The sequence below is a fragment of the Pseudoduganella sp. GW821-FHT05F09 genome, from assembly GCF_059419605.1.
In genome coordinates, this window is the sequence record NZ_JBWKSD010000003.1 from 597828 (window position 1) to 621060 (window position 23233).

26 protein-coding genes are annotated in these 23233 nt (G+C 65.0%); 18 read left to right on the top strand and 8 right to left on the bottom strand.

Features of this window, described 5'->3' with window-relative positions:
- Positions 1-76: 76 nt before the first annotated feature.
- The 4 genes from rfbB to rfbD are packed head-to-tail and all read left to right on the top strand — an operon-like array spanning position 77 to position 3454.
- Positions 77-1147, top strand: a complete 1071-nt coding sequence (rfbB, locus tag AC07S4_RS12535) for a dTDP-glucose 4,6-dehydratase (protein ID WP_494986959.1) — start codon at positions 77-79, stop codon at positions 1145-1147.
- Positions 1144-2046 carry a glucose-1-phosphate thymidylyltransferase RfbA gene (gene rfbA / locus AC07S4_RS12540; protein ID WP_494986960.1) on the top strand — a complete coding sequence of 301 codons (903 nt, stop codon included), beginning with the start codon at positions 1144-1146 and terminating at the stop codon, positions 2044-2046. The genes rfbB and rfbA overlap by 4 nt, the downstream gene beginning before the upstream one ends.
- Positions 2043-2588, top strand: coding sequence for a dTDP-4-dehydrorhamnose 3,5-epimerase (rfbC, locus tag AC07S4_RS12545; protein WP_494986961.1), 546 nt, complete (start codon positions 2043-2045; stop codon positions 2586-2588). Before rfbA ends, rfbC begins: the two co-directional genes overlap by 4 nt.
- Entirely contained in the window at positions 2585-3454 is an 870-nt protein-coding gene (rfbD, locus tag AC07S4_RS12550) for a dTDP-4-dehydrorhamnose reductase (protein WP_494986962.1), read from the top strand. The genes rfbC and rfbD overlap by 4 nt, the downstream gene beginning before the upstream one ends.
- Positions 3455-3515: 61 nt before the next feature.
- Here rfbD and AC07S4_RS12555 read toward each other — a convergent pair whose 3' ends face one another.
- Positions 3516-3851: a hypothetical protein gene (locus AC07S4_RS12555; protein ID WP_494986963.1), complete on the bottom strand. Its 336-nt coding sequence runs from the start codon at positions 3849-3851 to the stop codon at positions 3516-3518.
- Here AC07S4_RS12555 and AC07S4_RS12560 point away from each other — a divergent pair.
- From AC07S4_RS12560 to AC07S4_RS12620, 13 genes are all read left to right on the top strand, one after another.
- Positions 3811-4698: an MraY family glycosyltransferase gene (locus AC07S4_RS12560; RefSeq protein WP_228893814.1), complete on the top strand. Its 888-nt coding sequence runs from the start codon at positions 3811-3813 to the stop codon at positions 4696-4698. The genes AC07S4_RS12555 and AC07S4_RS12560 overlap by 41 nt on opposite strands.
- Positions 4699-4763: 65 nt before the next feature.
- A complete protein-coding gene (locus AC07S4_RS12565; protein WP_494986964.1) occupies positions 4764-5072 on the top strand; it encodes an H-NS histone family protein in 309 nt (102 codons plus the stop codon).
- Between the two features lie 141 nt (positions 5073-5213).
- Positions 5214-6596 carry a phosphomannomutase/phosphoglucomutase gene (locus tag AC07S4_RS12570; RefSeq protein ID WP_494986965.1) on the top strand — a complete coding sequence of 461 codons (1383 nt, stop codon included), beginning with the start codon at positions 5214-5216 and terminating at the stop codon, positions 6594-6596.
- Positions 6597-6601: 5 nt separating this feature from the next.
- Positions 6602-7585 (top strand): lipopolysaccharide heptosyltransferase I, encoded by a 984-nt coding sequence (gene waaC / locus AC07S4_RS12575; protein WP_494986966.1) that lies wholly within the window; start codon positions 6602-6604, stop codon positions 7583-7585.
- Between the two features lies 1 nt (position 7586).
- On the top strand, positions 7587-8903 hold the full coding sequence (gene waaA, locus AC07S4_RS12580; protein ID WP_494986967.1) for a lipid IV(A) 3-deoxy-D-manno-octulosonic acid transferase: 1317 nt from the start codon (positions 7587-7589) through the stop codon (positions 8901-8903).
- A gap of 89 nt (positions 8904-8992) precedes the next feature.
- Entirely contained in the window at positions 8993-10789 is a 1797-nt protein-coding gene (locus tag AC07S4_RS12585; protein ID WP_494986968.1) for a CIA30 family protein, read from the top strand.
- Between the two features lie 22 nt (positions 10790-10811).
- Positions 10812-11930 carry a sensor histidine kinase gene (locus AC07S4_RS12590; RefSeq protein ID WP_494986969.1) on the top strand — a complete coding sequence of 373 codons (1119 nt, stop codon included), beginning with the start codon at positions 10812-10814 and terminating at the stop codon, positions 11928-11930.
- Between the two features lie 49 nt (positions 11931-11979).
- Positions 11980-12585: a response regulator gene (locus AC07S4_RS12595; protein ID WP_494986970.1), complete on the top strand. Its 606-nt coding sequence runs from the start codon at positions 11980-11982 to the stop codon at positions 12583-12585.
- Positions 12585-13052: a hypothetical protein gene (locus AC07S4_RS12600; RefSeq protein WP_494986971.1), complete on the top strand. Its 468-nt coding sequence runs from the start codon at positions 12585-12587 to the stop codon at positions 13050-13052. Before AC07S4_RS12595 ends, AC07S4_RS12600 begins: the two co-directional genes overlap by 1 nt.
- A gap of 104 nt (positions 13053-13156) precedes the next feature.
- Complete coding sequence (locus tag AC07S4_RS12605) at positions 13157-13330, top strand: type II toxin-antitoxin system RelE/ParE family toxin (RefSeq protein ID WP_494987141.1); 174 nt, start codon at positions 13157-13159, stop codon at positions 13328-13330.
- 93 nt (positions 13331-13423) lie between these two features.
- The gene (locus AC07S4_RS12610; protein WP_494986972.1) at positions 13424-13915 is read left to right on the top strand and encodes an Hcp family type VI secretion system effector; all 492 of its coding nucleotides are present in this window, start codon (positions 13424-13426) and stop codon (positions 13913-13915) included.
- Positions 13916-13929: 14 nt separating this feature from the next.
- On the top strand, positions 13930-14394 hold the full coding sequence (locus AC07S4_RS12615) for a penicillin-insensitive murein endopeptidase (RefSeq protein ID WP_494986973.1): 465 nt from the start codon (positions 13930-13932) through the stop codon (positions 14392-14394).
- Positions 14395-14417: 23 nt separating this feature from the next.
- A complete protein-coding gene (locus AC07S4_RS12620) occupies positions 14418-14801 on the top strand; it encodes a hypothetical protein (protein ID WP_494986974.1) in 384 nt (127 codons plus the stop codon).
- A 47-nt stretch (positions 14802-14848) separates the two neighbouring features.
- On the opposite strand, the gene AC07S4_RS12625 is transcribed toward AC07S4_RS12620, so the two are convergent.
- From AC07S4_RS12625 to AC07S4_RS12655, 7 genes are all read right to left on the bottom strand, one after another.
- Positions 14849-16018, bottom strand: a complete 1170-nt coding sequence (locus tag AC07S4_RS12625) for a M48 family metallopeptidase (RefSeq protein WP_494986975.1) — start codon at positions 16016-16018, stop codon at positions 14849-14851.
- Positions 15964-16656 (bottom strand): lysophospholipid acyltransferase family protein, encoded by a 693-nt coding sequence (locus AC07S4_RS12630; protein WP_494987142.1) that lies wholly within the window; start codon positions 16654-16656, stop codon positions 15964-15966. Before AC07S4_RS12630 ends, AC07S4_RS12625 begins: the two co-directional genes overlap by 55 nt.
- Positions 16657-16724: 68 nt before the next feature.
- On the bottom strand, positions 16725-17276 hold the full coding sequence (gmhB, locus tag AC07S4_RS12635) for a D-glycero-beta-D-manno-heptose 1,7-bisphosphate 7-phosphatase (protein ID WP_494986976.1): 552 nt from the start codon (positions 17274-17276) through the stop codon (positions 16725-16727).
- Positions 17277-17289: 13 nt separating this feature from the next.
- Positions 17290-19398: a glycine--tRNA ligase subunit beta gene (gene glyS / locus AC07S4_RS12640; RefSeq protein ID WP_494986977.1), complete on the bottom strand. Its 2109-nt coding sequence runs from the start codon at positions 19396-19398 to the stop codon at positions 17290-17292.
- A gap of 13 nt (positions 19399-19411) precedes the next feature.
- Entirely contained in the window at positions 19412-20311 is a 900-nt protein-coding gene (glyQ, locus tag AC07S4_RS12645) for a glycine--tRNA ligase subunit alpha (protein WP_161073816.1), read from the bottom strand.
- Between the two features lie 55 nt (positions 20312-20366).
- Positions 20367-21935: an apolipoprotein N-acyltransferase gene (gene lnt / locus AC07S4_RS12650; RefSeq protein ID WP_494986978.1), complete on the bottom strand. Its 1569-nt coding sequence runs from the start codon at positions 21933-21935 to the stop codon at positions 20367-20369.
- Positions 21935-22813 carry a CorC family transporter gene (locus tag AC07S4_RS12655; protein ID WP_494986979.1) on the bottom strand — a complete coding sequence of 293 codons (879 nt, stop codon included), beginning with the start codon at positions 22811-22813 and terminating at the stop codon, positions 21935-21937. Before AC07S4_RS12655 ends, lnt begins: the two co-directional genes overlap by 1 nt.
- Before the next feature lie 120 nt (positions 22814-22933).
- Here AC07S4_RS12655 and AC07S4_RS12660 point away from each other — a divergent pair, with 120 nt between their 5' ends.
- On the top strand, positions 22934-23218 hold the full coding sequence (locus AC07S4_RS12660) for a hypothetical protein (protein ID WP_494986980.1): 285 nt from the start codon (positions 22934-22936) through the stop codon (positions 23216-23218).
- Positions 23219-23233 lie beyond the last annotated feature (15 nt).

The window sequence follows — 23233 nt, forward strand, 5'->3', positions numbered from 1 at the left end:
AATTTCTCGCGGAATCCGGCGAGTTTCACATAAAATCATGCCTACGACTAATTTAACGCTCAGTGCGGGATGCTAAATGATTTTTGTTACAGGCGGTGCGGGCTTTATCGGCTCCAACTTTGTACTTGACTGGCTGGCGCAATCCGATGAGCCTGTCCTTAATTTCGACAAGCTGACGTATGCCGGTAATTTGAATAACCTTGCCACGCTGAAGAGCGATAGCCGCCACGTGTTTGTGCGCGGCGATATCTGCGACCAGGCCCAGGTGCTGGAATTGCTGCGCACCCACAAGCCGCGCGCGATCGTGCATTTTGCGGCGGAAAGCCATGTGGACCGTTCCATCCACGGTCCCGGCGAATTTATCCAGACCAATATCAACGGCACCTTCAGCCTGCTCGAAGCGTCGCGCAGCTACTGGAACGCGCTGCCGGAGAGCGAGCGCGCCGCGTTCCGCTTCCTGCACGTGTCCACCGACGAGGTGTACGGCACCCTGGGCCCGGACGACGCGCCCTTCAGCGAAACCACGGCCTACGCGCCGAACAGCCCGTACTCGGCCTCCAAGGCCGCCTCGGACCACCTGGTGCGTTCCTACCACCACACCTACGGCTTCCCCACGCTGACCACCAACTGCTCCAACAACTACGGTCCCTACCACTTCCCGGAGAAGCTGATCCCGCTGATTATCGCCAATGCGCAGGCCGGCAAGCCGCTGCCCATCTACGGCGACGGCCAGCAGGTGCGCGACTGGCTGTATGTGAGCGACCACTGCGCGGCCATCCGCCGCGTGCTGGAAGCCGGCCGCCTGGGCGAGACCTACAACGTGGGCGGCTGGAACGAGATGGCCAACCTGGACGTGGTCCATACCCTGTGCGACATGCTGGACCAGCTCAAGCCCAAGGCCGAAGGCAGCTACCGCGACCAGATCACCTTCGTCAAAGACCGTCCCGGCCACGACCGCCGCTACGCCATCGACGCGCGCAAGCTGGAGCGTGAACTGGGCTGGAAACCGGCCGAGACCTTCCAGACCGGCATCAAGAAAACCGTGCAGTGGTATCTCGACAACCAGGCCTGGGTGGCGGACGTGCAGTCCGGCGGCTACGCCAACTGGGTGGCAACCAATTACTTCAACCGGGACGGCGCGCAATGAGCACTGCAATGAAAACCCGTAAAGGCATTATCCTGGCCGGCGGCTCGGGCACCCGGCTGTATCCGGTCACCATGAGCATCTCCAAGCAGCTGCTGCCGATCTACGACAAGCCGATGATCTACCATCCGCTGACCACGCTGATGCTGGCCGGCATACGCGAGATCCTCATCATCTCCACGCCGCAGGACACGCCGCGCTTCAAGGAGCTGCTGGGCGACGGCAGCCAGTGGGGCATCGAGCTGAGCTACGCCGTGCAGCCGACGCCGGACGGCCTGGCGCAGGCCTTCATCATCGGCCGCGACTTCGTCGGCGACTCGCCGTCCGCGCTCATCCTGGGCGACAACATCTACTACGGCGCCACGCTGGAAGGCGTGCTGCGCAGCGCCAATGCGCGCACCGAAGGCGCCACCGTGTTTGCCTACCACGTGCATGACCCCGAGCGCTACGGCGTAGTCGAGTTCAACGAGCAGCAGCAGGCCGTCAGCATCGAGGAAAAACCGGCCCAGCCCAAGTCGAGCTACGCCGTCACCGGCCTGTATTTCTACGACAACACCGTGTGCGACATCGCGGCCGGCATCAAGCCTTCCGCGCGCGGCGAGCTGGAGATCACCGACGTCAACCGCGCCTACCTGGAAGCGCAGCAGCTGACGGTGGAAGTACTGGGGCGCGGCATGGCCTGGCTGGACACCGGCACCCATGATTCGCTGCTGGACGCCTCGCAATTCATCGCCACCATCGAAAAGCGCCAGGGCCTGAAAGTGGCTTGCCCGGAGGAGATTGCCTACCGCCGCAACTACATCAGCGCCGACCAGCTGCGCGCGCTGGCCGAGCCGCTGAAGAAAAACAACTACGGTCAATATCTGCTGGGCATCCTGGACGATAAGGTCATTTCCCGATGAAAGTCTCGGCCACCCCGCTGCAGGGCGTGCTGCTGATCGAACCGACCGTGTTCGGCGATGCGCGCGGCTACTTCTACGAAAGCTTCAACGCGCGCCGTTTCGCCGAGCTGACCGGCGTGCAGGCGGCCTTCGTGCAGGACAACCACTCGCGCTCGGCCAAGGGCGTGCTGCGCGGCCTGCATTACCAGATCCAGCAGGCGCAGGGCAAGCTGGTGCGGGTGACCGCCGGCGCCATTTTCGACGTGGTGCTGGACATCCGCCGCAGCTCGCCCACCTTCGGGCGCTGGCACGGGGTGGTGCTGTCGGCCGAGAACAAGCATGAGCTGTGGGTGCCGCCGGGCTTTGCGCACGGCTTCACCGTCACCAGCGACATGGCCGAAGTGCAGTACAAGACCACCGACTACTGGGCGCCCGAGTTCGAGCGTTCGGTGATCTGGAACGACCCCGCCGTCGGCGTGGCGTGGCCGCTGGACGGCGAGCCGCTGCTGTCGGCCAAGGACAAGGCCGGCGTGCCGCTGGCGCAGGCGGAAGTGTTCCCATGAGCATCCTGCTGACCGGCTGCAGCGGCCAGGTGGGCTATGAGCTGGAGCGCAGCCTGCAGGGCCTGGGCCAGGTGGTGGCGGTCGACCGCGGCCGCATGGACCTGGCCGACCTGGACCAGGTGCGCGCCGTGATCCGCGAGGTGCGGCCCGGCCTCATCGTCAACCCGGCCGCCTACACGGCGGTGGACAAGGCGGAAAGCGAGCCGGAACTGGCCTTCCGCATCAACGCCGAGGCGCCCGGCGTGATGGCCGAGGAGGCCAAAAAACTGGGCGCGGCCCTGGTGCACTATTCCACCGACTACGTTTTCCCCGGCGGCGATCCCGCGCCGCGCGTGGAGACCGACGCCACCGGCCCCATCAACGTGTACGGCGCCAGCAAGCTGGCCGGCGAGCAGGCCATCGCCGCCTCCGGCGTGCGGCACCTGATCTTCCGCACCAGCTGGGTGTACGGCATGCGCGGCAAGAACTTCCTGCTGACCATGCTGAAGCTGGCGCGCGAGCGCGACGAGCTGCGCATCGTGGCGGACCAGCACGGCGCGCCCACCTGGAGCCGCACCATCGCCGACGCCACCGCGCTGGTGCTGGCCAAGGCGGCGGCGGGCGGGGCGGACGGGCAGCAGCCGTGGTGGGACCAGCACGGCGGCATCTACCATTTGAGCAGCCAGGGCCAGACCACCTGGTTCGAATTTACCCAGGCCATCATCGAGCAGGCCGGCATAGCGTGCCGGCTGCAGCCCATCACCAGCGCCGAGTATCCGGTGCCGGCGCGCCGGCCGCAATACTCGGTGCTGTCCTCGCAGCGCCTGGTGCAGCAGCTGGTCCAGCTGCCGCACTGGCGCGACGCGCTGGCGCTGTGCATGCGCTAGCGGCGCGCCGCCGGCGGATGTATCGAATGGTAAGCGCCGGCATGGTCTGCGGCGGTATTTGTTAGAATCCTGCCGCGCCCGGCCTTTCCGCCGGGCTTGCCGTATTGCGGACTACCACGCGCTCCGGAATCTTGTATTGATAAATAATAATGTTTTCATTCTTAGTGAGCTTTATTGCGTCCGCGCTGCTGACCCTGCTGGTCATTAAAGAAGCGAAATTGCACGGACCAGCGCTGGATCTGGATTTCGGCGGCGTACAGAAAAACCACGCGCATTCGGTGGCCCGTATTGGCGGGCTGTCGATATTCTTCGCCGTTGCCATCAGCGCGTGCATCTCCATTTGGCGGGTGCCGGCCATGACCAGCTGGATGATGTCGCTGATGGCCTGCGCCTTCATCGCTTTCGCCGGCGGCATCGTGGAAGATTATACGGGCCGGGTCAGCCCCATGCGCCGCCTGCTGCTGACCATGATAGCCGCATTGCTGGCTTATTTCCTGCTCGATGCGCGCCTGGACCGCATCGATTGGCCATTCTCGGTATGGGCGCTGCCTTATATCTGGCTGGCGCTGCCGCTTTCCGTGCTGGCCGTGGCCGGTATTGCCAACGCCATTAATATTATTGACGGCTTTAATGGCCTGGCCAGCGTGGTGACCATCTGCATGCTGCTGTCGCTGGGCTATGTGGCGCTGCAAGTCAACGATATGTTCGTTCTGGTGGCGGCCCTGATGGTGGCTGGCGCCACCGCCGGCTTCCTGGTGTGGAACTACCCGGTCGGCCTGATCTTCCTGGGCGACGGCGGCGCCTACTTTATCGGCTTTATGCTAGGCGAGCTGGCGCTGCTGCTGGTGGTGCGCAATCCCCAGGTGTCCACCTGGTATGCGGCGCTGCTGCTGATTTATCCGGCGTTTGAAACGCTGTTTTCGGCTTATCGCCGCATGTTTGTCCGGGGCAAATCGCCGACCATGCCGGACGGCATACATTTGCACAGCCTGATATTCCGCCGCATTGTGCAATGGGCCGTGGGCCGCAAGGAAGGCCGCGCCTTATTGCGCCGCAATTCATTGACCTCGCCTTATCTGTGGATGTTTTCATTGATGGCGGTTATTCCGGCCACCATGTTTTGGCGCCATACCTGGGTACTGATGGTGTTCTGCCTGTTGTTTATGACCAGCTACATCTGGTTATATGCGCGCATTGTGCGATTTAAAGCGCCGCGCTGGATGATACGGCACAAGAAACACTAGAAAACTTATCGTTTTGTAGTATATTTCGATCAGAAACATTTACCCAACCACCTAAGGATAAAGTTATGGATCTGACGAATCTGTCTTCGGCTCAATTGCGCGACCTGCAAAAACGCCTGGAACGCGAATTAAAGAACCGCGAAAGCGAAGACCGGGCAAAAGCGCGTGAACAGATATTGGCGATCGCGCAATCCGTGGGCGTGCCGGTGAAAGACCTGATGGGCGGCGCGGTGCGCGCCAAAACCGGTGCGGTGGCGGCGCGCTACCGCAATCCGGCCGACAGCTCGCAGCAATGGACCGGCCGCGGCCGCCAGCCGAAGTGGGTCAAGGAATGGGTGGACGCGGGCAAGGCGCTGGACGGCCTGCGCATCTGACGCCACGCCCCCGCCGGGCGTCCGGGCTTCGCTCGGCGCCCGCGATACAGGTTATACTTGCAAAGAATGCTGCACGTATCGTGCAGACAAACGCGCCCGCACTTGTGCGGGCCGCTTTTTTATTAAACTTCCGAAATCTCTATGGTCTCCCTGTCTAAATCGATCTTCAAAGCCTACGACATCCGCGGCATCATCGGCAAAACACTGGACGCCGGCGTCGCCAAACAAATCGGCCACGCCTTCGGCCTGGCCGCCGCCGCCAAGGGCGAGCGCAGCGTGGTCATCGGCCGCGACGGCCGCCTGTCCGGCCCCGAGCTGACCGCCGCGCTGGCGCAAGGCCTGCAGTCGGCCGGCGTGGACGTGATCGATCTGGGCGTGGTGGCCACTCCCATGGTGTACTTCGGCACCAATGTGCTGAACGCCAATTCGGGCATCATGGTTACCGGCAGCCACAATCCGCCGGACTACAACGGTTTCAAGATGGTGCTGGCGGGTGAAGCCATCCACGGCGAGGCCATCACCGGCCTGTACGAATCCATCCTGGCCAACGCCGACAAGGTGGCGGCCGTGCCGGGCGCCTACAGCACCTACGACATCCGCGCCGAATACCTGGCGCGCATCATCGGCGACGTGAAGATTGCGCGTCCGATCAAGATCGCGGTCGACTGCGGCAACGGCGTGGCCGGCGCCTTTGCGGGCGACCTGTACCGCGGCATGGGCTGCGAAGTGGTGGAGCTGTTCTGCGAAGTGGACGGCACCTTCCCCAACCACCACCCGGACCCTGCCCATCCCGAGAACCTGCAGGACCTGATCCGCGCGCTGCAAGAGACCGACGCCGAAATCGGCCTGGCCTTCGACGGCGACGGCGACCGCCTGGGCATCGTCACCAAGGACGGCCAGATCATCTACCCGGACCGCCAGATGATGCTGTTCGCGCAGGACGTGCTGACCCGCCATCCGGGCGAACAGATCCTGTACGACGTGAAGTGCACGCGCCACCTGGCCCCCTTCATCGAAAAGAGCGGCGGCGTGCCGCTGATGTACAAGACCGGCCACTCGCTGGTGAAGGCCAAGCTGAAGGAAACCGGCGCCCCGCTGGGCGGCGAAATGAGCGGCCACATCTTCTTCAAAGACCGCTGGTACGGTTTCGACGACGGCCTGTACTCGGGCGCGCGCATGCTGGAGATCCTGACCCGCGAAGCCGACCCGTCGGCGCTGCTGAACTCCCTGCCGCAGTCGGACAGCACGCCCGAGCTGCACCTGCACCTGAAGGAAGGCGAGAACTTCATCGTCATGGACAAGCTGCGCAGCGACGCCAAGTTCCCCGGCAATGAGCGCATCATCACCATCGACGGCCTGCGCGTGGAATACGCGGACGGCTTCGGCCTGGCGCGCTCCTCGAACACCACGCCGGTGATCGTGATGCGCTTCGAAGCCGAAAATCCGGAAGCGCTGGCGCGCATCCAGGGCGAATTCAAGCGCGTGATCCTGGCCGCCAAGCCGGACGCCGAGCTGCCTTACTAAGCGCAATGAAAATCCTGCTGGTGCGCGTTTCCTCCCTGGGCGACGTGCTGCACAACATGCCCATCGTGGCCGATATCGCGCGTCATTATCCCGACGCGCAAATCGACTGGGTGGTGGAGGAAGGCTACGTCAGCCTGGTGCGGCTGAACGGGCGGGTCCGCAACATCATCCCGTTCGCGCTGCGGCGCTGGCGCAAGAGCCTGGGCAAGCCGGAAACGCGCGCCGAGATCAAAGCCTTCTTCCGCACGCTGCGCGCCGAGCAGTACGACTACGTGTTCGACACCCAGGGCCTGCTCAAGACCGGCATCATCATGGGCGCCGCCCGCGTGGTGAAGGGCGGGCACAAGGTGGGCCTGGCCAACGGCAGCGAAGGCTCGGGCTACGAAGGCATATCGCGCTTCTTCCACAGCAAGAGCATACCGCTCGACCCGCGCACGCACGCCGTTGCGCGCGGCCGCCTGGTGGTGGGCGCGGCGCTGGGCTACGACGCCAGTAACCCGGCCGACTTCGGCCTGCCAGCCGTGTCGCCGTCCGACCCGCGTCCCGGGTGGATGCCGGCCGGGCCCTATGTGGTCTACTTCCACGGCACCGCGCGCGACGCCAAGAAGTGGGCGCCGGCCAGCTGGATAGAACTGGGCGCCGCGCTGGCGCCGATGACCATTTTGCTGCCCTGGGGCTCGCCCAAGGAGTTGGCCGAAGCCGAAGCGCTGGCCGCCAGCCTGCCCAACGCGCGCGTGCTGCCCAAGCTGTCCATGGCGGACGCGGTGCTGCTGGCCCGCCACGCGGCGCTGGCCGTGGGCGTGGACACCGGCCTGACCCACATCGCGGCCGCTTTCACCACGCCGACGGTGGAAATCTATGCCGATTCGCCGCGCTGGAAAACCGAGGGCAACTGGTCGCCCAAGATCATCAACCTGGGCGACCGCGGCGCGCCGCCGTCCGTGGCCGAAGTGCTGGCCGCCGCGCGCTCCCTGCTTCCCGCGCACTGACATGCTGAGACTCTATTCCCTGATTTGGTGGCTGGCCATGCCGCTGGTGCTGGGCCGCCTGTGGTGGCGCGGGCGCAAGGAAGCGGGCTACCGCGAGCACTGGAACGAGCGGCTGGCCGTGTACCGCCCGCGCGCCGCCAACGACGAGCCGCACACCATCTGGGTGCACGCCGTGTCGGTGGGCGAAACGCGCGCCGCCGAGCCGCTGGTGGACGCGCTGCTCAAGGAATATCCGCGCAGCCGCATCGTCATGACGCACATGACGCCGACCGGCCGCGCCACCGGCAAGCAGCTGTTCGGCAAGCACGGCGCGCGGCTGGCGCAGGCCTATCTGCCGTATGACACCATCACCATGGTGCGCCGCTTCATCCGCCATTTCGAGCCGCGCATCTGCATACTGATGGAAACCGAAGTCTGGCCGACGCTGATCGCCGAATGCGGCAAGGCCGGCGTGCCTGTGGTGCTGGCCAATGCGCGCCTGTCCGAGCGCTCGCTGCGCAAGGCCAAGAAGCTGGGCACGCTGATGGCGCAGGCCGCGCGCGGCATCACCCTGGTGGCGGCGCAAACCGATGCGGACGCCGAGCGCGTGCGTTCGCTGGGCGTGCGGCAGGTGGCCGTCACCGGCAGCATCAAATTCGACGTGGTGGTGCCCGCCGCGGCGCTGGCCGTGGGCGCAGGCCTGCGCGCGCAGATCGGCGCCCATGGCGCGCGGTCCGTCATGCTGTGCGCCAGCACGCGCGAAGGCGAAGAGGAACCGATACTGGACGCCTTCCGCGCCGCGCTCGCCAGCGGCACGCTGCCGCCGGAGACCTTGCTGCTGCTGGTTCCGCGCCATCCGCAGCGTTTTGACGAAGTCGAACAGATGGTGTCGGCGCGCGGCCTGCCGGTGCAGCGCCGCAGTGCGCTGGCGCGGCCCGGCGCCGCGGTGGACGCCGCCACGCAAGTCCTGCTGGGCGACTCCATGGGCGAAATGTTCGCCTACTACGCCGTCTGCGACCTGGCCTTTATCGGCGGCAGCCTGCAGCCGCTGGGCGGCCAGAACCTGATCGAAGCCGCCGCGCTGGGCAAGCCGGTGCTGATCGGCGAGCACACCTTCAACTTCGCGCTGGTGACGGAGCAGGCCGTGGAAGCGGGCGGCGCAGCCCGCATCGCCAGCGCCGGCGACCTGATGCAGCAAGCCGGCGGTCTGCTGCGCGACGACGGCGCCCGCAGCGCCATGGGCCGCAATGCGCAAGCCTTCGCCAACCAGCACCGGGGCGCCACCCAGCGCACCTTGGCCCTGCTGCCGGCCCTGCTGCCGCAGGAACCGCACGCCTGACAATTGTCACGCCCAACTGGTGGCAGTTTGCGCTGGTGCGGTGATATGAAAAAATACATACTGGGTTCACACCAACCCGGAGACCCAGTATGAAATCCCGCCATCCCTTGTCCTTGCTGCTGCTCGCCGCCTTGTGTTCCTCGCCCGCCTGGGCCGACACCTGGCTGATCCAGAATGCCCGCGTGTTCGACGGCCAGCGCATGCACGCCAGCCGTTCCGTGCTGGTGGAAGGCGCGAAGATCGCCGATGCCGATTTCCATGGCGCCGCGCCGGCCGGCGCCAAAATCGTCGACGGCAAGGGCCGCACGCTGCTGCCCGGCCTGATCGACTCCCACGTCCACGCCTACCGCCATTTCGAACTGCCGCTGCTGTTCGGCGTGACCACGCAGATCGACATGTTCACCGGCGTCTCCATCATGCAGGACGCCACGCGCCGCATGCGCGAAGGCGGCAATGCGGACCAGGCCGACCTGTACTCGGCAGGCACGCTGGCCACCGCGCCCGGCGGCCACGGCACCGAATACGGCATGGCCATTCCCACGCTGGCCAAGCCCGGGGAAGCGCAAGCCTTCGTGGACGCCCGCATCGCCGAGGGCTCCTACTTCATCAAGATCGTCATGGAGGCGGGCCATCCCGGCCGCGCCTTCCAGTCGCTGGACGCGGCCACCGTGAAAGCGCTGATCGAAGCGGCGCACAAGCGCGGCAAGCTGGCCGTGGTCCATATCAGCACCCTGGCGGACGCCCGCACGGCGCTGGAGGCGGGCGCGGACGGCCTGGTGCACCTGTTCCTGGGCGAGCAGATTTCACCGCAGGACCTGGACAGCTTCGCCAAGCTGGCGCGCGCGAAGAAGGCCTTCGTCATCCCCACCTTCAGCGTCATGGAAAGCATCGCCGGGCTGCCCGCCGCCGACATCATCGGCGACGCATCCGCCGCCGCGCTGCTGAACAAGCTGCAGAAATCCGAACTGGCCCACGGCTACGGCAAGCAGGCCAGGCCCCAGATGATGGCCGCGCCCAAGGCCGTCACTGCGGCGCTGCGCAAGGCCGGCGTGCCGCTGCTGGCGGGCACCGACGCCGGCAACGCCGGTACGCAGTACGGCGCCAGCCTGCACCACGAAATGCTGTCGCTCACGCAGGCCGGGCTGACGCCGGCCGAAGCGCTGGCGGCGGCCACCTCGGTTCCCGCGCAAGCGTTCAAGCTGCCGTCGCGCGGCCGCATCGCCAAGGGCTACAAGGCGGACTTGCTGCTGGTGGACGGCGACCCCGGCGCCGACATCGGCGCCACGCGGCGCATCGTCCAGGTGTGGAAGGACGGCGCGCAGGTGACCGGTTTGCGCGACGCGCAGCGCGCCAAGGTGGCGCAGGAGCTGCAAGGCACGCCAGGCCAGGTGCTGCCGGCCGACGGGCGCATCAGCCTGTTCAGCAAGGACAAGCTGGCCAGCCCCTTCGGCGCCGGCTGGATGCCGTCCAACGACGCCTTCATGGGCGGCAAATCCACTGTCAGCCTGAAGCCGCTCGACGGTCTGGACGGCGTGCTGCAGGTGGACGCCAGCGTGGCGCCCGGCTTCGCCTATCCCTTCGCGGGGCTGGCCTTCATGCCCGGCGCGCAGCCCATGCAGGCGGCCAATCTGAGCGGCGCCAAGGTGCTCCGCTTCCGCGTGCGCGGCGACGGCCAGCGCTACGGCGTCTCCATCATGAGCCAGGGCGGCAATATTCCGGTCAGCCAGCCTTTCACGGCGGAGGCGGAGTGGCGCGAAGTGAGCCTGCCGCTGGAGGCATTCAAAGGCGTGGACACGGCGGCCATCACCATGATCTCGTTCAGCGCCGGCCCCAAGCCGGGCGCCTATCAATTTCAGATCAGCGACGTGCGCTTGCTGGCACAATAAGCGTATTCGATAAGGAGAACGCATGCGGCTGATACGGCGATGGATAGAAGGACCATGGGTACCGCCCCAGGTGGGGCGCGCGCCCTACCTGTGGGTGGCGTCGCTGGCATTCTTCGGCTGGAAGTATCTGTACGTGGATGCCTACGCGCTGGAGTTTGTCCTGCTGGCGCTGACGCTGATCCTGTTCGTGCCGGTCTACTTCGGCAGCTTCTGGTACACCGGGCGCGAGGCTGCGCCCTTCATCGCGGTCTCCTTCGCACTGGGCGTGGCATGGTCGCCGTTCAACTTCGGCGCCAGCACCTTCTTCATCTTCTCCGCCGCCATGTGCTCGCGCCTGGGCCAGCCGCGCCTTGCCTACGCCTGTCTGGCGGCGATACTGGTTTCCGCCACCGCCCTGGCGATGGTGCTGAAGCTGCCGTTCAGCTTCCTCATTCCCACGCTGGCCACCGGCGCGCCGGTGGGCATCGCCTCCATCATGGACGCCCAGGTGCGCAACTCGCGCAAGCAGCTGCTGCTCAAGCAGGAGGAAGTGGAGCACATGGCCCGCATCGCCGAACGCGAACGCATTTCGCGCGACATGCACGACTTGCTGGGCCACAGCCTGTCGCTGATTACGTTGAAGGCCGAACTGGCTGGCCGCTTGCTGGACCGCGACCCCGCCGCCTGCCGCGCCGAGATCAAGGATATCGAAGCGAGCGCGCGCCACGCGCTGGCCGAAGTGCGCAGCGCCGTCAGCGGCTACCGCGAAACCGGCTTCGCCCACGAGCTGGAGCGCGCCCGCGCCGCGCTGTCCGCAGCGGGCGTAACGCTGCACGCGGACGCGCCTTCGCTGGCCATGCCCGCCACGGCGGAGAACGTACTGGCGCTGGCCTTGCGCGAAGCGGTCACCAACATCCTGCGCCACGCCGGGGCCACGCACTGCGAGGTCAGCCTGGGCATGCAGGGCGGGCTGATCGTGTTCCGCATCAGCGACAACGGCAAGGCGGCGCAGACCGGGGCGGTAGTGGAGGGCAACGGCTTGCGCGGCATGCAGGAACGCGTGGCGCAGCTGGGCGGCTGGCTGGGCATGCAGTTTGAACAGGGCATGTCGCTGGAGCTGCGGCTGCCGATGGAGCGCGCCGCGCAAGGAGGAAAGCCGTGACAGGGATATTGAACGCCGGAGTTTCGGCAACGCCGCCGGGAGCATGCGCATGATACGTGTGCTGATCGCCGAAGACCAGGCCTTGCTGCTGGGCGCCCTGGCCGCGTTGCTGCGCCTGGAGGACGACCTGGAAGTGGTGGGCCAGGCCCGCAACGGCCAGGAGGCGCTGGCGCTGTGCGGCACGCTCAAGCCGGACGTGGTGCTGACCGATATCGAAATGCCGCTGATGACGGGGCTGGAGCTGGCCGCCGCGCTGCGCGAGCAGGGCGCCGCCACCAAGGTCGTCATCGTCACCACCTTCGCGCGCTCGGGCTATTTGCGGCGCGCCATGGCGGCCGGTGTGCGCGGCTACTTGCTGAAAGACGCCCCGGCCGAAACGCTGGCGGCTGCCATCCGGAGTGTGCACGAAGGCGGACGCGCGATCGCGCCTGAGCTGGCGCTGGAAAGCTGGAGCGGCGGCGAGGATCCGCTGAGCGAGAGAGAGCGGCAGGTACTGCGGCTGGCCGGCGAAGGCCGCAGCGGCGCCGAGATCGCGCGCCAGCTGCATCTGTCCGAAGGCACGGTGCGCAACTACCTGTCCGAAGCCATCAGCAAGCTCAACGCCGGCAACCGCGTCGAAGCCTTCCGCCTCGCCCGCGACGCCGGCTGGCTTTGATGCACGTCGAAGCGGTATTCATACCGTTTGCTATACTCGAAATCCAAAGCGCCAAGGCGGGAGAGCCAATGGATACGATTGCTGAAACGATCAGCCAGGCAGAACTGGTTGAATTGATCAGGCGCGATGCGTTGCGCGAAGCGTCGCTGACCGGCAGGAAAAATGGCTGGCATCTCATTGTGACGATGGACTCCGGGCGGCGCGTGCTGGCTGGACCAGGAGGAAGCGCACAGCTGTTCCCGACGTTGGAAACGGCTGCGGCGCGCATGCACGGCCTAGGGATTACCGCGTTTCGCGTTGACACTGCTGGCGCCAGTTTTGCTCCCGATCCTGCTTACGAAGCCTGGTTTCGCCAGCAAGTCCAGGATTTCCTGGATGATACATCTCCTACCATTGCCCACTCCGAAGTGGAAGACCAGTTTGCCGCTAAGCGCGCTGCGTTAAAACGGAAGATAGCCGGAGGCTGAGCTATGGTTCCGCGCTGGCGAGCAAAGGCAGTGCGGGACCGCGAAAAGCTTTTCGATTTCATTGCAGCGCTTAGCCCTCAGGGCGCTTTGCAAGTCGATGTGGAATATCACGCGCAGTTGCACTGCTGGCTGTTAGCCCGGAGCTTGGACGCAAAGGGCGGGTGAAAGCTACGCGGGAGTACGTCGTCACGCCCAACCTCATCCTGGTTTATCGCCTCAGGCCCAAGCTTCAGATCCTCGAAATCGTGCGCCTGCTGGGCGCCCGCCAGCTTAGCTGAACAGCGTGACCTGAAAATCCTTGATTAATGACAAGTCTGCGAAATAGCGCCAGAGCTACTATTGCTCACGTTCTATTCCACTAAGGAAACGCCATGGCGATCGATGTATATCTGCAGATTGAGGGCATCAAGGGCGAGTCACAAGACTCGAATCACACCGGCTGGATCGAATGCACTTCTGCACAGTGGGGAGTGTTGCAGCCAAAATCCGCGACTGCATCGACGGGAGGAGGGCATACGGCCGAACGCTGCGAGCACAAAAGTATCGCGATCACCAAGCTTGCCGACTTGGCCTCCCCAATCTTGATGCAGACTTGCTCAATGGGTAAGACCATCCCGAAAGCCAAATTGGAAGTTATGCGCGCGGACGGCGACGGCAAGGCGGTGAAATACTATGAAGTTGAGCTTGAAAATGTCCTGATCAGCGGCGTCAGCCAATCTGTCCATGAGGGGACCATATTGCGCGATTCGGTTGAGTTGAAATTTTCGAAGGTAAGATGGAAGTACACCCAGCAAAAGATCGGCGGCGGGGCAGGAGGCAACACTGCTGGGGGCTGGGATTTGTCGGCCAATCATCTTGCCTGAGGCGGGAGTGCTTTATGCTCGCAGTCCAACCTCAAGACACGCGGGGCTACTTCATGCTTCCCCAGGCACCGGAAGGAGCCGGGTACTATGTCTACGGTACCCCGGGTGAAGGCGAAGGTCAATATGCCCATCCGCAGTTGATGTCTATCATCCTGTTCGTCGAGCGGGAGTGGCAGTTGGTTGATGATCGGCGGTTTGGCATCGGAAACATCAGCTTGGCTGGCGGCGTGAAATTCAAGGGGCACAGCTCTCACATGACGGGACTTGAAGTCGATGTGCGGCCTTTGCGAAAAGACGGTCTCCGCCAAAGCGTGCGGTATTTTGATGCGGCATATGATGGCGCGGCCACTGAAAAACTAATCGGCATTTTCCGTTCATTCTCCCCCGGGAAAATGAAAATCTTTTTCAATGACAATCGGATACCGGGAGTACTGTACCGCGACCAGCACGATAATCACTTCCATTTTGAGATTGGCTAGCAAGGCCTTATTTAGGGGGGGGAATGAGAGCACGCTTAGTACTTTTTTTAGCACCCGCGCTTCTGCTTTCGCAGGTCTACGCCGATCCGAAAACCCCTTGGGATGCCTCCTATAAGCGGTTCAAAGGGGACTACCTCGTTTATTCGGGAAGTTTGGGAGAACAGCAGCCGCCGACGCGGACGGATCGCAAAGCTTCATTTATGATTGAGGGGCCACTTGCCAAGGAGATGTTTGAATCCATCGGTCCAGATCTGAAGGAAGCATGTGGCGCGTCGTCGGGCCTGCGCATGCGGCAAAAAGGTGACTTGGACTGCTCGTATGACAAAGAACAGCCCTCGGCGCCGTACACCTGCCATTTCGGCCTTAACTTGCGAACTGGAAAGAGCATTGCCGGCTCGATCTGCTGAACACAGGAGCGCAGCGGAACTACACACGCCTGCGGTGTGTCGCCAGCTCAGTTGAACAGCGTAGGCAGTTCCTGCGCGCGCTTGCGCAGCAGGGACTTGGCTTCGTCGTAGGCGGGGTAGATGCGGCCGACGGCGGCCCAGAATTGCGGGCTGTGGTTCATTTCCAGGATGTGCGCCAACTCGTGCGCCACTACGTAGTCGATCAGCGGTAGCGAGAAGTGGATCAGGCGCCAGTTCAGGCGGATCACGCGCTGCGCCGTGCAGGAGCCCCAGCGCGTGCCGGCCGAGGTCAGTGCGAAGGCGCTGTATTCCACCCCCAGCCGCGCCGCATACAGGTCCAGGCGCTGCTCGAACAGCACCTTGGCTTGCTGCTGCATCCATGCGCGCACGCGCTCCTTGAGCAGGGTCTCCGTGGCGCCCTGCACCAGCCCCATATGCAGCTCGCGCGTGTCGGCGTTGTAGTCGGTGCGGTTGCGCGTGGCCGTGTACAGGCGCAGTTTAAGCTCGCCGCCCAGGTAGGGCAGCACGGCGCCGTCTTCCCATGCCACAGGCGGCTTTTCCAGCCGCGCCGCGCGCCGTTCGCGCCGTTCATCGAGCTTGGTGATGATCCAGTGCTGCTTGGCGCGGATGGCGTTGTCGATTTCGGCCACGCTGACGCGCTTGGGCGCGGTTACGCGCAGGCCGTCGTCGTCGATCATGAAGCCGATGGAGCGGCGCGTGGAGCGGCGCAGTGTGTATTCCAGGATGAACTGGCCCACCAGCAGCTGGCGGCGCGGCAGCGCGTCCACCGGCGGCGCAGGAGGCTCTGGTGCGCGCACCGGCACCGGCACGGGCGGAGGGCGCAGCAGGTTGGCGCTTGGCGGGGCATGCGCGTCGCCGCTGGCTGAAGGAGCAGGCTTGGAAACGGGAACGGTCGGGAAGGGCGGAACGGCTGGTGTTGCGGGGGAAGCAGCAGGTGAGGCGGGTGCGGCAGAAGCAGGGCGCGGCGCCTGCCAGGTGGACGGCGCGGGGACGGGCGTGGGGGACGACGGCGGATGCATCACCGCCGCATTGGCGGCGGGAACGGCAGGGCGCGATGCCGCACCCTGCGTGCTTTCTCCGAACAGGTCAAGCTGCCCCTCGTCGGCCTTGGCGGCCGGCCTGGCGGCGGTGGCCAGGTCGTCTAGCCAGCGCTGTAGGCGTGGGGCGAAATGACGCGCATTTCTGATTCTATCCACTGTTCCACCTGCTCCATCAGCTCGTCCGGACTGCGTCCTTCCGAGGAAATCGGCTTGCCGACGGAGACCGTCACCTTGCCGGGCTTTTTGATAAATGAATTCTTGGGCCAGCATTCGCCCGAGTTCAGCGCGATCGGCACCACCATGGCGCCGGTCTCGATCGCCAGGCGCGTGCCGCCGCTCTTGTACTTGCCGGTCTGGCCCACCGGGATGCGGGTGCCTTCCGGGAACATGATAATCCACAGGCCTGCCTTCAGGCGGCGCTTGCCGTGCGCGACCACCTGCTTGAAGGCGTTCTTGCCCTGCTTGCGGTCGATCGGAATCATGCGCAGCGCGGCAATGCCCCAGCCGAAGAAGGGAATGTAGAGGATCTCTTTCTTGAACACGAACACCAGCGGGCGCGGCAGGCTGCACAGCAGGAAGATGGTCTCCCATGCCGACTGGTGCTTGGACAGCACCACGGCCGGCGCGTCCGGGAAGTTTTCCCAGCCCTTGATCTCGTATTCGATGCCGCAAATGACCTTGGCGCACCAGATGATGAACACATTCCAGCGCGAGACCACGAAGTAGCGCTGGGCATACGGTAGCGGCGTTGCCAGCATGCAGACGACGCACCAGATGATGGTGGCGATCGCCATGACGACGGCGAATATCAAGGAACGCAGAAACAGTACAGGCTTACCCAATGCGATACTCCAAAATCAAATCAGTTGGCGGCGGCGGGGGATTTCAGCAAATGGTCCACCATGGCCGCCAGGTTGGCGAAGACCATTGTACCGGGTGGCAGGCCGCCCGTGGCATTGGTTTTTTCACCTTTTCCGGTCAACACCAGGTAGGGCGTGCAGCCGCTGATGAATCCGGCCTGCAGGTCGCGCAGCGAATCGCCCACGGTGGGCACGCCTTTCAGGTTGACGTTGTAGCGCTTGGAGATCTCGGCGAACATGCCCGGCTTGGGCTTGCGGCAGTCGCAATTGTCCGCCGCCGCGTGCGGGCAGAAGAAAATCGCCTCGATCTCGGCGCCCACCTGCTGCGCCAGCATGTGCATCTTCTGGTGGATGGCGTTGAGCACCGTCATGTCGAAGTACTCGCGTGCGATGCCGGACTGGTTGGATGCCACCACTACGCGGTAGCCCGCCTGGTTCAGGCGGGCGATGGCCTCCAGCGATCCCGGCACCGGGATCCACTCGGCGGGCGACTTGATGAAGTCCGGCGAATCATGGTTGATCACGCCGTCCCGATCAAGGATGATCAGCTTCATCGCGACGCCCATCTTATGCCGCCAGTTTCGAGATGTCGGCCACGCGGTTCATCATGCCGTGCAGCGAGGACAGCAGCGCCAGGCGGTTGTTGCGCAGGGCGACATCCTCGGCCATCACCATCACGTCGTTGAAGAACGCGTCCACGTCGTCGCGCAGCTGGGCCAGCGTTTTCAGCGTGCCGGCGAAGTCGCCTTTTGCGAAGGCGGCGTCCACTTCCGGCTGCACGCGCACGATGGCGGCGTGCAGATTCTTCTCGGCGGTGTCCTGCAGCAGCGCGGCATTGACGCCTGCGCCGCCGGTTTGCGCCAGCGCTTCCTCGTTCTTCTTGAGGATGTTGGTGATGCGCTTGTTGGCGCCGGCCAGCGAGGCCGATTCAGGCAGCGCGGCGAAGGCTTGCACCGCCTCCAGGCGCTGCACGATGTCGTCCAGGCGGTCCGGGTTCTGCGCAACCACTGCTTCAATTTCGTTCGGCGTGAAGCCGCGTTCGCGCAGGATGCCGCGCAGGCGGTCCAGCATGAAGGCTGCCACGTCGGCGGTCGGGTCCTTGAAGCCGGCCACGGAAGCGAACTGCTTGGCGGCGTCGGCCAGCAGGCTGGAGATCGACAGCGGCAGACGCTTCTCGATCAGCATGCGCAGCACGCCCAGGGCGTGGCGGCGCAGCGCGAACGGGTCCTTGTCGCCGGTCGGCGCCAGGCCGATGGCCCAGATGCCCACCAGGGTTTCCAGCTTGTCGGCCAGTGCCACGGCGGTGCCGGTGGCGGTGGCTGGCAGGGCGTCGCCCGCGAAGCGCGGCTGGTAGTGCTCGGAAGCGGCCAGCGCAACATCTTCATGCTCACCGTCGTGGCGCGCGTAGTAGGTGCCCATGATGCCTTGCAGCTCAGGGAACTCGCCCACCATGTCGGTCAGCAGGTCGGCCTTGGACAGGCGCGCTGCGCGCTCGGTCAGCGCCACGTCCGCACCCAGCTTGCCAGCGATGGCGCCGGCCAGCGCGGTTACGCGCTCGCTGCGCTCGGCTTGCGTGCCCAGCTTGTTGTGATAGACCACGTTCTTCAGCAGCGGCAGGCGCGATTCCAGGGTCTTCTTCTTGTCCTGCTCGAAGAAGAACTTGGCGTCGGACAGGCGCGGGCGCACCACGCGCTCGTTGCCGCCGATGATGGCGTCCGGCGTGTCCGTCGCGATGTTGGACACGATCAGGAAGCGCGAACGCAGCTTGCCCGCCGCGTCGGTCAGCGCGAAGTATTTCTGGTTGGTCTGCATGGTCAGGATCAGGCATTCCTGCGGCACGGCCAGGAACTCTTCCTCGAAGCGGCATTCATACACCACCGGCCACTCCACCAGCGCGGTCACTTCGTCCAGCAGCGATTCAGGCATCAGCACCTGGTCGGCGCCAGCTTTTTCCAGCAGCGAGGCGCGGATCTTTTCCTTGCGCGCTTCCACGCCCGGCACAACCTTGCCCTGTTCGGCCAGCACGGCTGCGTACACGTCGGCATTGGCCACGGTCACATTGCGCGCGCCGGGGGCGGTCAGGAAGCGGTGGCCTTCGGTCACGTTGGACGCGGTCAGGCCCAGCAGGGTCAGAGGCAGCACGTCGGCGCCATGCAGCGCGATCAGGCTGTGCGCGGGGCGCACGAACTGCACGGTGCTGCCGTCCGGACGCTGGTAGCTCATCACTTTGGGAATCGGCAGCTTGGCCACGGATTCTTCCAGCGCGGCCTGCGCGCCGGCCAGCAGCTGCGAACCCGGCGCGGTGTAGGTGTAGAAGAAGCTTTCGGCCTTGCCGTCCTGCGCGCGTTCCAGGTCGGCCACGGTCAGGTCGGGGAAGCCCAGCGCGGCCAGCTTCTTGGCCAGCGGCGCGCTCGGATTGCCGTCCTTGTCCAGCGCCACCGACACCGGCAGCACTTTTTCGCGGATCGACTTGTCCGGCGAGGTGGCGCGCACCTTGGTGATGGAGACGGCCAGGCGGCGCGGCGTGGCGTGCACGGTGGCGGCGCTGTCTTCTTCCAGGAAGTCGCGCGATTTCAGGCCGTTGACGATGCCGGAGGCGAAAGCGGCGCCCAGCTTGGCCAGCGCTTTCGGCGGCAGTTCTTCGGTCAGCAGTTCAATTAACAGGGTCTGGTTCATGTCGTTCTAATCTTTAAGCTGCTGGGGCCATCGGGAAGCCGAGGCGTTCGCGGGAATCGTAGTAGGCCTGCGCCACGAGGCGCGACAGGGCGCGCACGCGGCCGATGTAGGCGGCGCGCTCGGTCACCGAGATGGCGCCGCGCGCGTCCAGCAGGTTGAAGCTGTGCGACGCTTTCATGATCTGCTCGTAGGCCGGCAGCGTCAGTTGCAGCTCGATCAGGCGCTTGGCTTCGGACTCGTGGTTGTTGAACTGCGCGAACAGCAGCTCGGTGTTCGAGTGCTCGAAGTTGTAGGCCGACTGCTCCACTTCGTTCTGGTGGAACACGTCGCCGTATTTCAGCGTTTTCGTGACCCCATTTTCCTCCCACTGGGTCCACACCAGGTCGTACATATTCTCCACGCCCTGCAGATACATGGCCAGGCGCTCGATGCCGTAAGTGATTTCGCCCAGCACCGGCTTGCAATCCAGGCCGCCCACTTGCTGGAAGTAGGTGAACTGCGTCACTTCCATGCCGTTCAGCCAGACTTCCCAGCCCAGGCCCCAGGCGCCCAGGGTCGGGCTTTCCCAGTCGTCTTCAACAAAGCGCACATCGTTCTGCTTCAGGTCCAGGCCCAGCGCTTCCAGCGAACCCAGGTACAGGTCCAGGATGTTTTCCGGCGCGGGCTTCATCACCACCTGGTACTGGTAGTAGTGCTGGCCGCGGTTCGGATTCTCGCCATAGCGGCCGTCTTTCGGGCGGCGCGAAGGCTGCACGTAGGCCGCGCGCCAAGGCTCGGGGCCGATCGCGCGCAGGAAGGTGCCGGTGTGGAAAGTGCCGGCGCCGACTTCCATGTCATAGGGCTGGAGCAGGGCGCAACCCTGCTTGTCCCAGTAGGATTGCAGCGTCAGGATGATTTGTTGAAATGTGAGCATCGTTATTCTTTGGGATGGCTAGCCATAAACGGCTAATTTTAGCCGTATTTGGCAACTAATCGGGGTTGGTGGAGCGCTTATTTGCGTTTTTTCGGGCCCACAGCCACGCGCCGGCCACGGCCAGCGCGGCCAGGGCCAGGAACAGGCGGTTGCCCAGCACGATGTAGGGCGTGTCGCCCGCCATGCCGCGCACCGAGGCTTTCAGCACGCCGGCCTGGTAGTAGGGCAGCGCTGCGGTCACCTTGCCGTGGCTGTCGATCACCACGCTGGCGCCGGTGTTGGTCGAGCCGAGCATGGGGCGGCCGGTTTCCAGCGTGCGCATCTGCGAAATCTGCAAATGGTGGGGGATGGCGATGGACTCGCCGTACCAGGCCAGTTCGGAGACGTTCAGCAGCAGAGTGGCGGGGTTCGGATCGGTCGCCAGTTGCGCCGCGATCTCTTCGCCGAACAGGTTCTCGTAGCAGATATTGGGCAGCACGCGCTGCGACTTCACCTGGAACGGCGCCTGCAGCGCCTTGCCCGGCGTCTGGTCGCCCAGCGGGATGTGCATCAGGTCCGTGAACCAGCGGAAGCCGGTCGGGATGAATTCGCCGAACGGCACCAGGTGGTGCTTGTCATAGCGGTAGGTGGGCAGGCCGGACGCGGGCGGCAGGCCGATCACGCTGTTCGAATACTGGGTGGGGCTGTCCATCAGCGGTATGCCCAGCACGAGGTGGCTGCCCGAGCGCTTGGCGAACTGGCCCAGGCTGGGCAGGTAGTCCGGCGGCAGCTGGTGCTGGAACAGCATGATGGCCGTTTCCGGCGTGGCGATCAGGTCGGCCGGTTCGGCGGTGATGGTGTCGCGGTAGCGGCGCAGCGTGGCCTCGGTGTGGCGCGCGTCGAACTTCTGCTGCAGCGGCGTATTCCCTTGCAGCAGGCGCACCGAGATCGGCTCGCCCACGGGATGGGTCCAGTCGACGTAGCGCAGGCCGAAGCCGGCGGCCATGACGGCGGCCAGGCCGCCCAGCGCGAACCAGCGCGTGCGGTGCGCGGCCAGCAGCAGCGCGCCGGCGCACAGCGCGGCCAGCCAGCTGACGCCGTACACGCCAACAATGGCCGCGTAGCCGCCCAGCGGGCCGTCGTTATGGGCATAGCCGGCGGCGGCCCAGGGGAAGCCGGTGAACAGCCAGCCGCGCACCCACTCGAACAGTGCCCACATGGCGGGCAGCATCAGCAGGTTGGCGGCGGGCAGCGGCAGCAGCCAGCGCTTGCGCAGCCACAGCGCGGAATACATGGCCAGGGCGGCGTAGATGCCCATGGCGGCGGCCAGCAGGGCGATGGCGGCCACCGCCAGCGGCAGCGGCAGGCCGCCGAAGCGGTTCAGCGCCACCACCAGCCAGTGCGTGTTGGCCAGGCACCAGCCGAAGCCGAAAGCCCAGCCCACCAGCGCGCCGGCTTTCGGCGTGGCCGAACGCAGCGCCTGGTAGAACAGCGCGGCCAGGCAGAGGATTTGCAGCGGCCACCAGCCGAAGGGAGCAAAGGAGAACACGCTGGCGGCGCCCGCCAGCGCGGCGATGGCCATGCGGCCACGGGTGCTGCGCTGTGGTGCGGGAGCGTCGCCGGGTTGGGCGCGGCGCCAGCGCATCAGTCTTGTTCGTCCGCTGCCGGCGGCAGCTTCTCGACCAGCAGCACGTGCAGCTGGCGCGCGTCGGCGCGCAGCACTTCAAAGCGCAGGTTGCCGATGTCGAAGGTGTCGCCCTTGTGCGGCATGCGCTCGAGGTGCTTGACCGCGTAGCCGCCTATGGTGTCGGCATCCTCGTCGGACAGGTCGGTGTCGAGTTCCTCGTTGAACTGGCTGATCTCGGTCAGCGCCTTGATGCGCCAGCGCGGGCCGAACTTGCCTTCCTTGATGGAGAGGATGTTGTCTTCCTCTTCGTCGAAGTCGTATTCGTCCTCGATGTCGCCGACGATCTGTTCCAGCACGTCCTCGATGGTGATCAGCCCGGCCACGCCGGAATACTCGTCCACCACGATGGCCATGTGGTTGTGGTTGGCGCGGAAGTCGCGCAGCAGCACGTTCAGGCGCTTGGATTCGGGAATGAACACGGCCGGACGCAGCATGTCGCGCACGTCGAAACTGTCTTCGGCGTAGTAGCGCAGCAGGTCTTTGGCCAGCAGGATGCCGATCACCTTGTCGCGCTCGCCCTCGATGGCGGGGAAGCGCGAGTGGGCCGTTTCCAGCACGGTGGGCATCCATTCCTCGATGGGCTTGGAAATGTCGATCACATCCATCTGCGAACGCGGCACCATGATGTCGCGCGCGGACAGGTCCGACACCTGGAACACGCCTTCGATCATGGACAGCGCATCGGCGTCGATCAGGTTGCGTTCGTGGGCATCGTGCAGCACTTCGAGCAGTTCCGCGCGGTTCTCGGGCTCGGGGGAGATGAAAGCGGTGAGTCGCTCAAAAAGCGATCTGTGGGGTTTGGCGTCAGTCTTGACGCCACTAGGGTGCTCTTGCATAGGAGGCGTGAGCCAGTTGTTTCGGAGTGCTATAGGATACTACAAATGCCGGCCGGCCTCCGTTTTTGTCTTTTTTGGCGCTACAATGGGGGACTTTTTATCTCTTGCGCGGAGCCCGCCATGGTCAGCAGCATCTCCTCCCTCAACCCGGCCACCGGCCTGGTCCCGCAGCGTAAAATCGCCGAACAGGCGGCCGACGTCGACACCGTGGCGCCGGACGCGCAGTCCATCAGCGACCTGCCGCCGGCCGAAGCCAGCCCAGAGGCGCCGCCGCCCGAAGCGCCGGTGCCGATGCGGTTCGACAGCGACACGCTGCCGCCGGACTCCACCGCCCGCCTGATTGAAAAGACGCCGTTCGACGTCAACCGCGCCCTGCTGGGCACCAGCGGCACCAAGGGCGGCTGATTGGCGGCGGACATT

Coding starts and splice junctions, on each gene's coding strand:
- waaC (WP_494986966.1), top strand. CDS start 6,602: ATGAAAATCCTGCTGGTGCGCGTTTCCTCCCTGGGCGACGTGCTGCAC.
- rfbB (WP_494986959.1), top strand. CDS start 77: ATGATTTTTGTTACAGGCGGTGCGGGCTTTATCGGCTCCAACTTTGTA.
- lnt (WP_494986978.1), bottom strand. CDS start 21,935: ATGCGCTGGCGCCGCGCCCAACCCGGCGACGCTCCCGCACCACAGCGC.
- AC07S4_RS12560 (WP_228893814.1), top strand. CDS start 3,811: ATGACCAGCTGGATGATGTCGCTGATGGCCTGCGCCTTCATCGCTTTC.
- AC07S4_RS12565 (WP_494986964.1), top strand. CDS start 4,764: ATGGATCTGACGAATCTGTCTTCGGCTCAATTGCGCGACCTGCAAAAA.
- AC07S4_RS12620 (WP_494986974.1), top strand. CDS start 14,418: ATGAGAGCACGCTTAGTACTTTTTTTAGCACCCGCGCTTCTGCTTTCG.
- AC07S4_RS12630 (WP_494987142.1), bottom strand. CDS start 16,656: ATGGCGATCGCCACCATCATCTGGTGCGTCGTCTGCATGCTGGCAACG.
- waaA (WP_494986967.1), top strand. CDS start 7,587: ATGCTGAGACTCTATTCCCTGATTTGGTGGCTGGCCATGCCGCTGGTG.
- AC07S4_RS12615 (WP_494986973.1), top strand. CDS start 13,930: ATGCTCGCAGTCCAACCTCAAGACACGCGGGGCTACTTCATGCTTCCC.
- glyQ (WP_161073816.1), bottom strand. CDS start 20,311: ATGCTCACATTTCAACAAATCATCCTGACGCTGCAATCCTACTGGGAC.
- AC07S4_RS12655 (WP_494986979.1), bottom strand. CDS start 22,813: ATGCAAGAGCACCCTAGTGGCGTCAAGACTGACGCCAAACCCCACAGA.
- AC07S4_RS12660 (WP_494986980.1), top strand. CDS start 22,934: ATGGTCAGCAGCATCTCCTCCCTCAACCCGGCCACCGGCCTGGTCCCG.
- AC07S4_RS12600 (WP_494986971.1), top strand. CDS start 12,585: ATGCACGTCGAAGCGGTATTCATACCGTTTGCTATACTCGAAATCCAA.
- rfbA (WP_494986960.1), top strand. CDS start 1,144: ATGAGCACTGCAATGAAAACCCGTAAAGGCATTATCCTGGCCGGCGGC.
- AC07S4_RS12570 (WP_494986965.1), top strand. CDS start 5,214: ATGGTCTCCCTGTCTAAATCGATCTTCAAAGCCTACGACATCCGCGGC.
- AC07S4_RS12585 (WP_494986968.1), top strand. CDS start 8,993: ATGAAATCCCGCCATCCCTTGTCCTTGCTGCTGCTCGCCGCCTTGTGT.
- AC07S4_RS12590 (WP_494986969.1), top strand. CDS start 10,812: ATGCGGCTGATACGGCGATGGATAGAAGGACCATGGGTACCGCCCCAG.
- AC07S4_RS12610 (WP_494986972.1), top strand. CDS start 13,424: ATGGCGATCGATGTATATCTGCAGATTGAGGGCATCAAGGGCGAGTCA.
- rfbC (WP_494986961.1), top strand. CDS start 2,043: ATGAAAGTCTCGGCCACCCCGCTGCAGGGCGTGCTGCTGATCGAACCG.
- glyS (WP_494986977.1), bottom strand. CDS start 19,398: ATGAACCAGACCCTGTTAATTGAACTGCTGACCGAAGAACTGCCGCCG.
- AC07S4_RS12555 (WP_494986963.1), bottom strand. CDS start 3,851: ATGAAGGCGCAGGCCATCAGCGACATCATCCAGCTGGTCATGGCCGGC.
- gmhB (WP_494986976.1), bottom strand. CDS start 17,276: ATGAAGCTGATCATCCTTGATCGGGACGGCGTGATCAACCATGATTCG.
- AC07S4_RS12595 (WP_494986970.1), top strand. CDS start 11,980: ATGATACGTGTGCTGATCGCCGAAGACCAGGCCTTGCTGCTGGGCGCC.
- rfbD (WP_494986962.1), top strand. CDS start 2,585: ATGAGCATCCTGCTGACCGGCTGCAGCGGCCAGGTGGGCTATGAGCTG.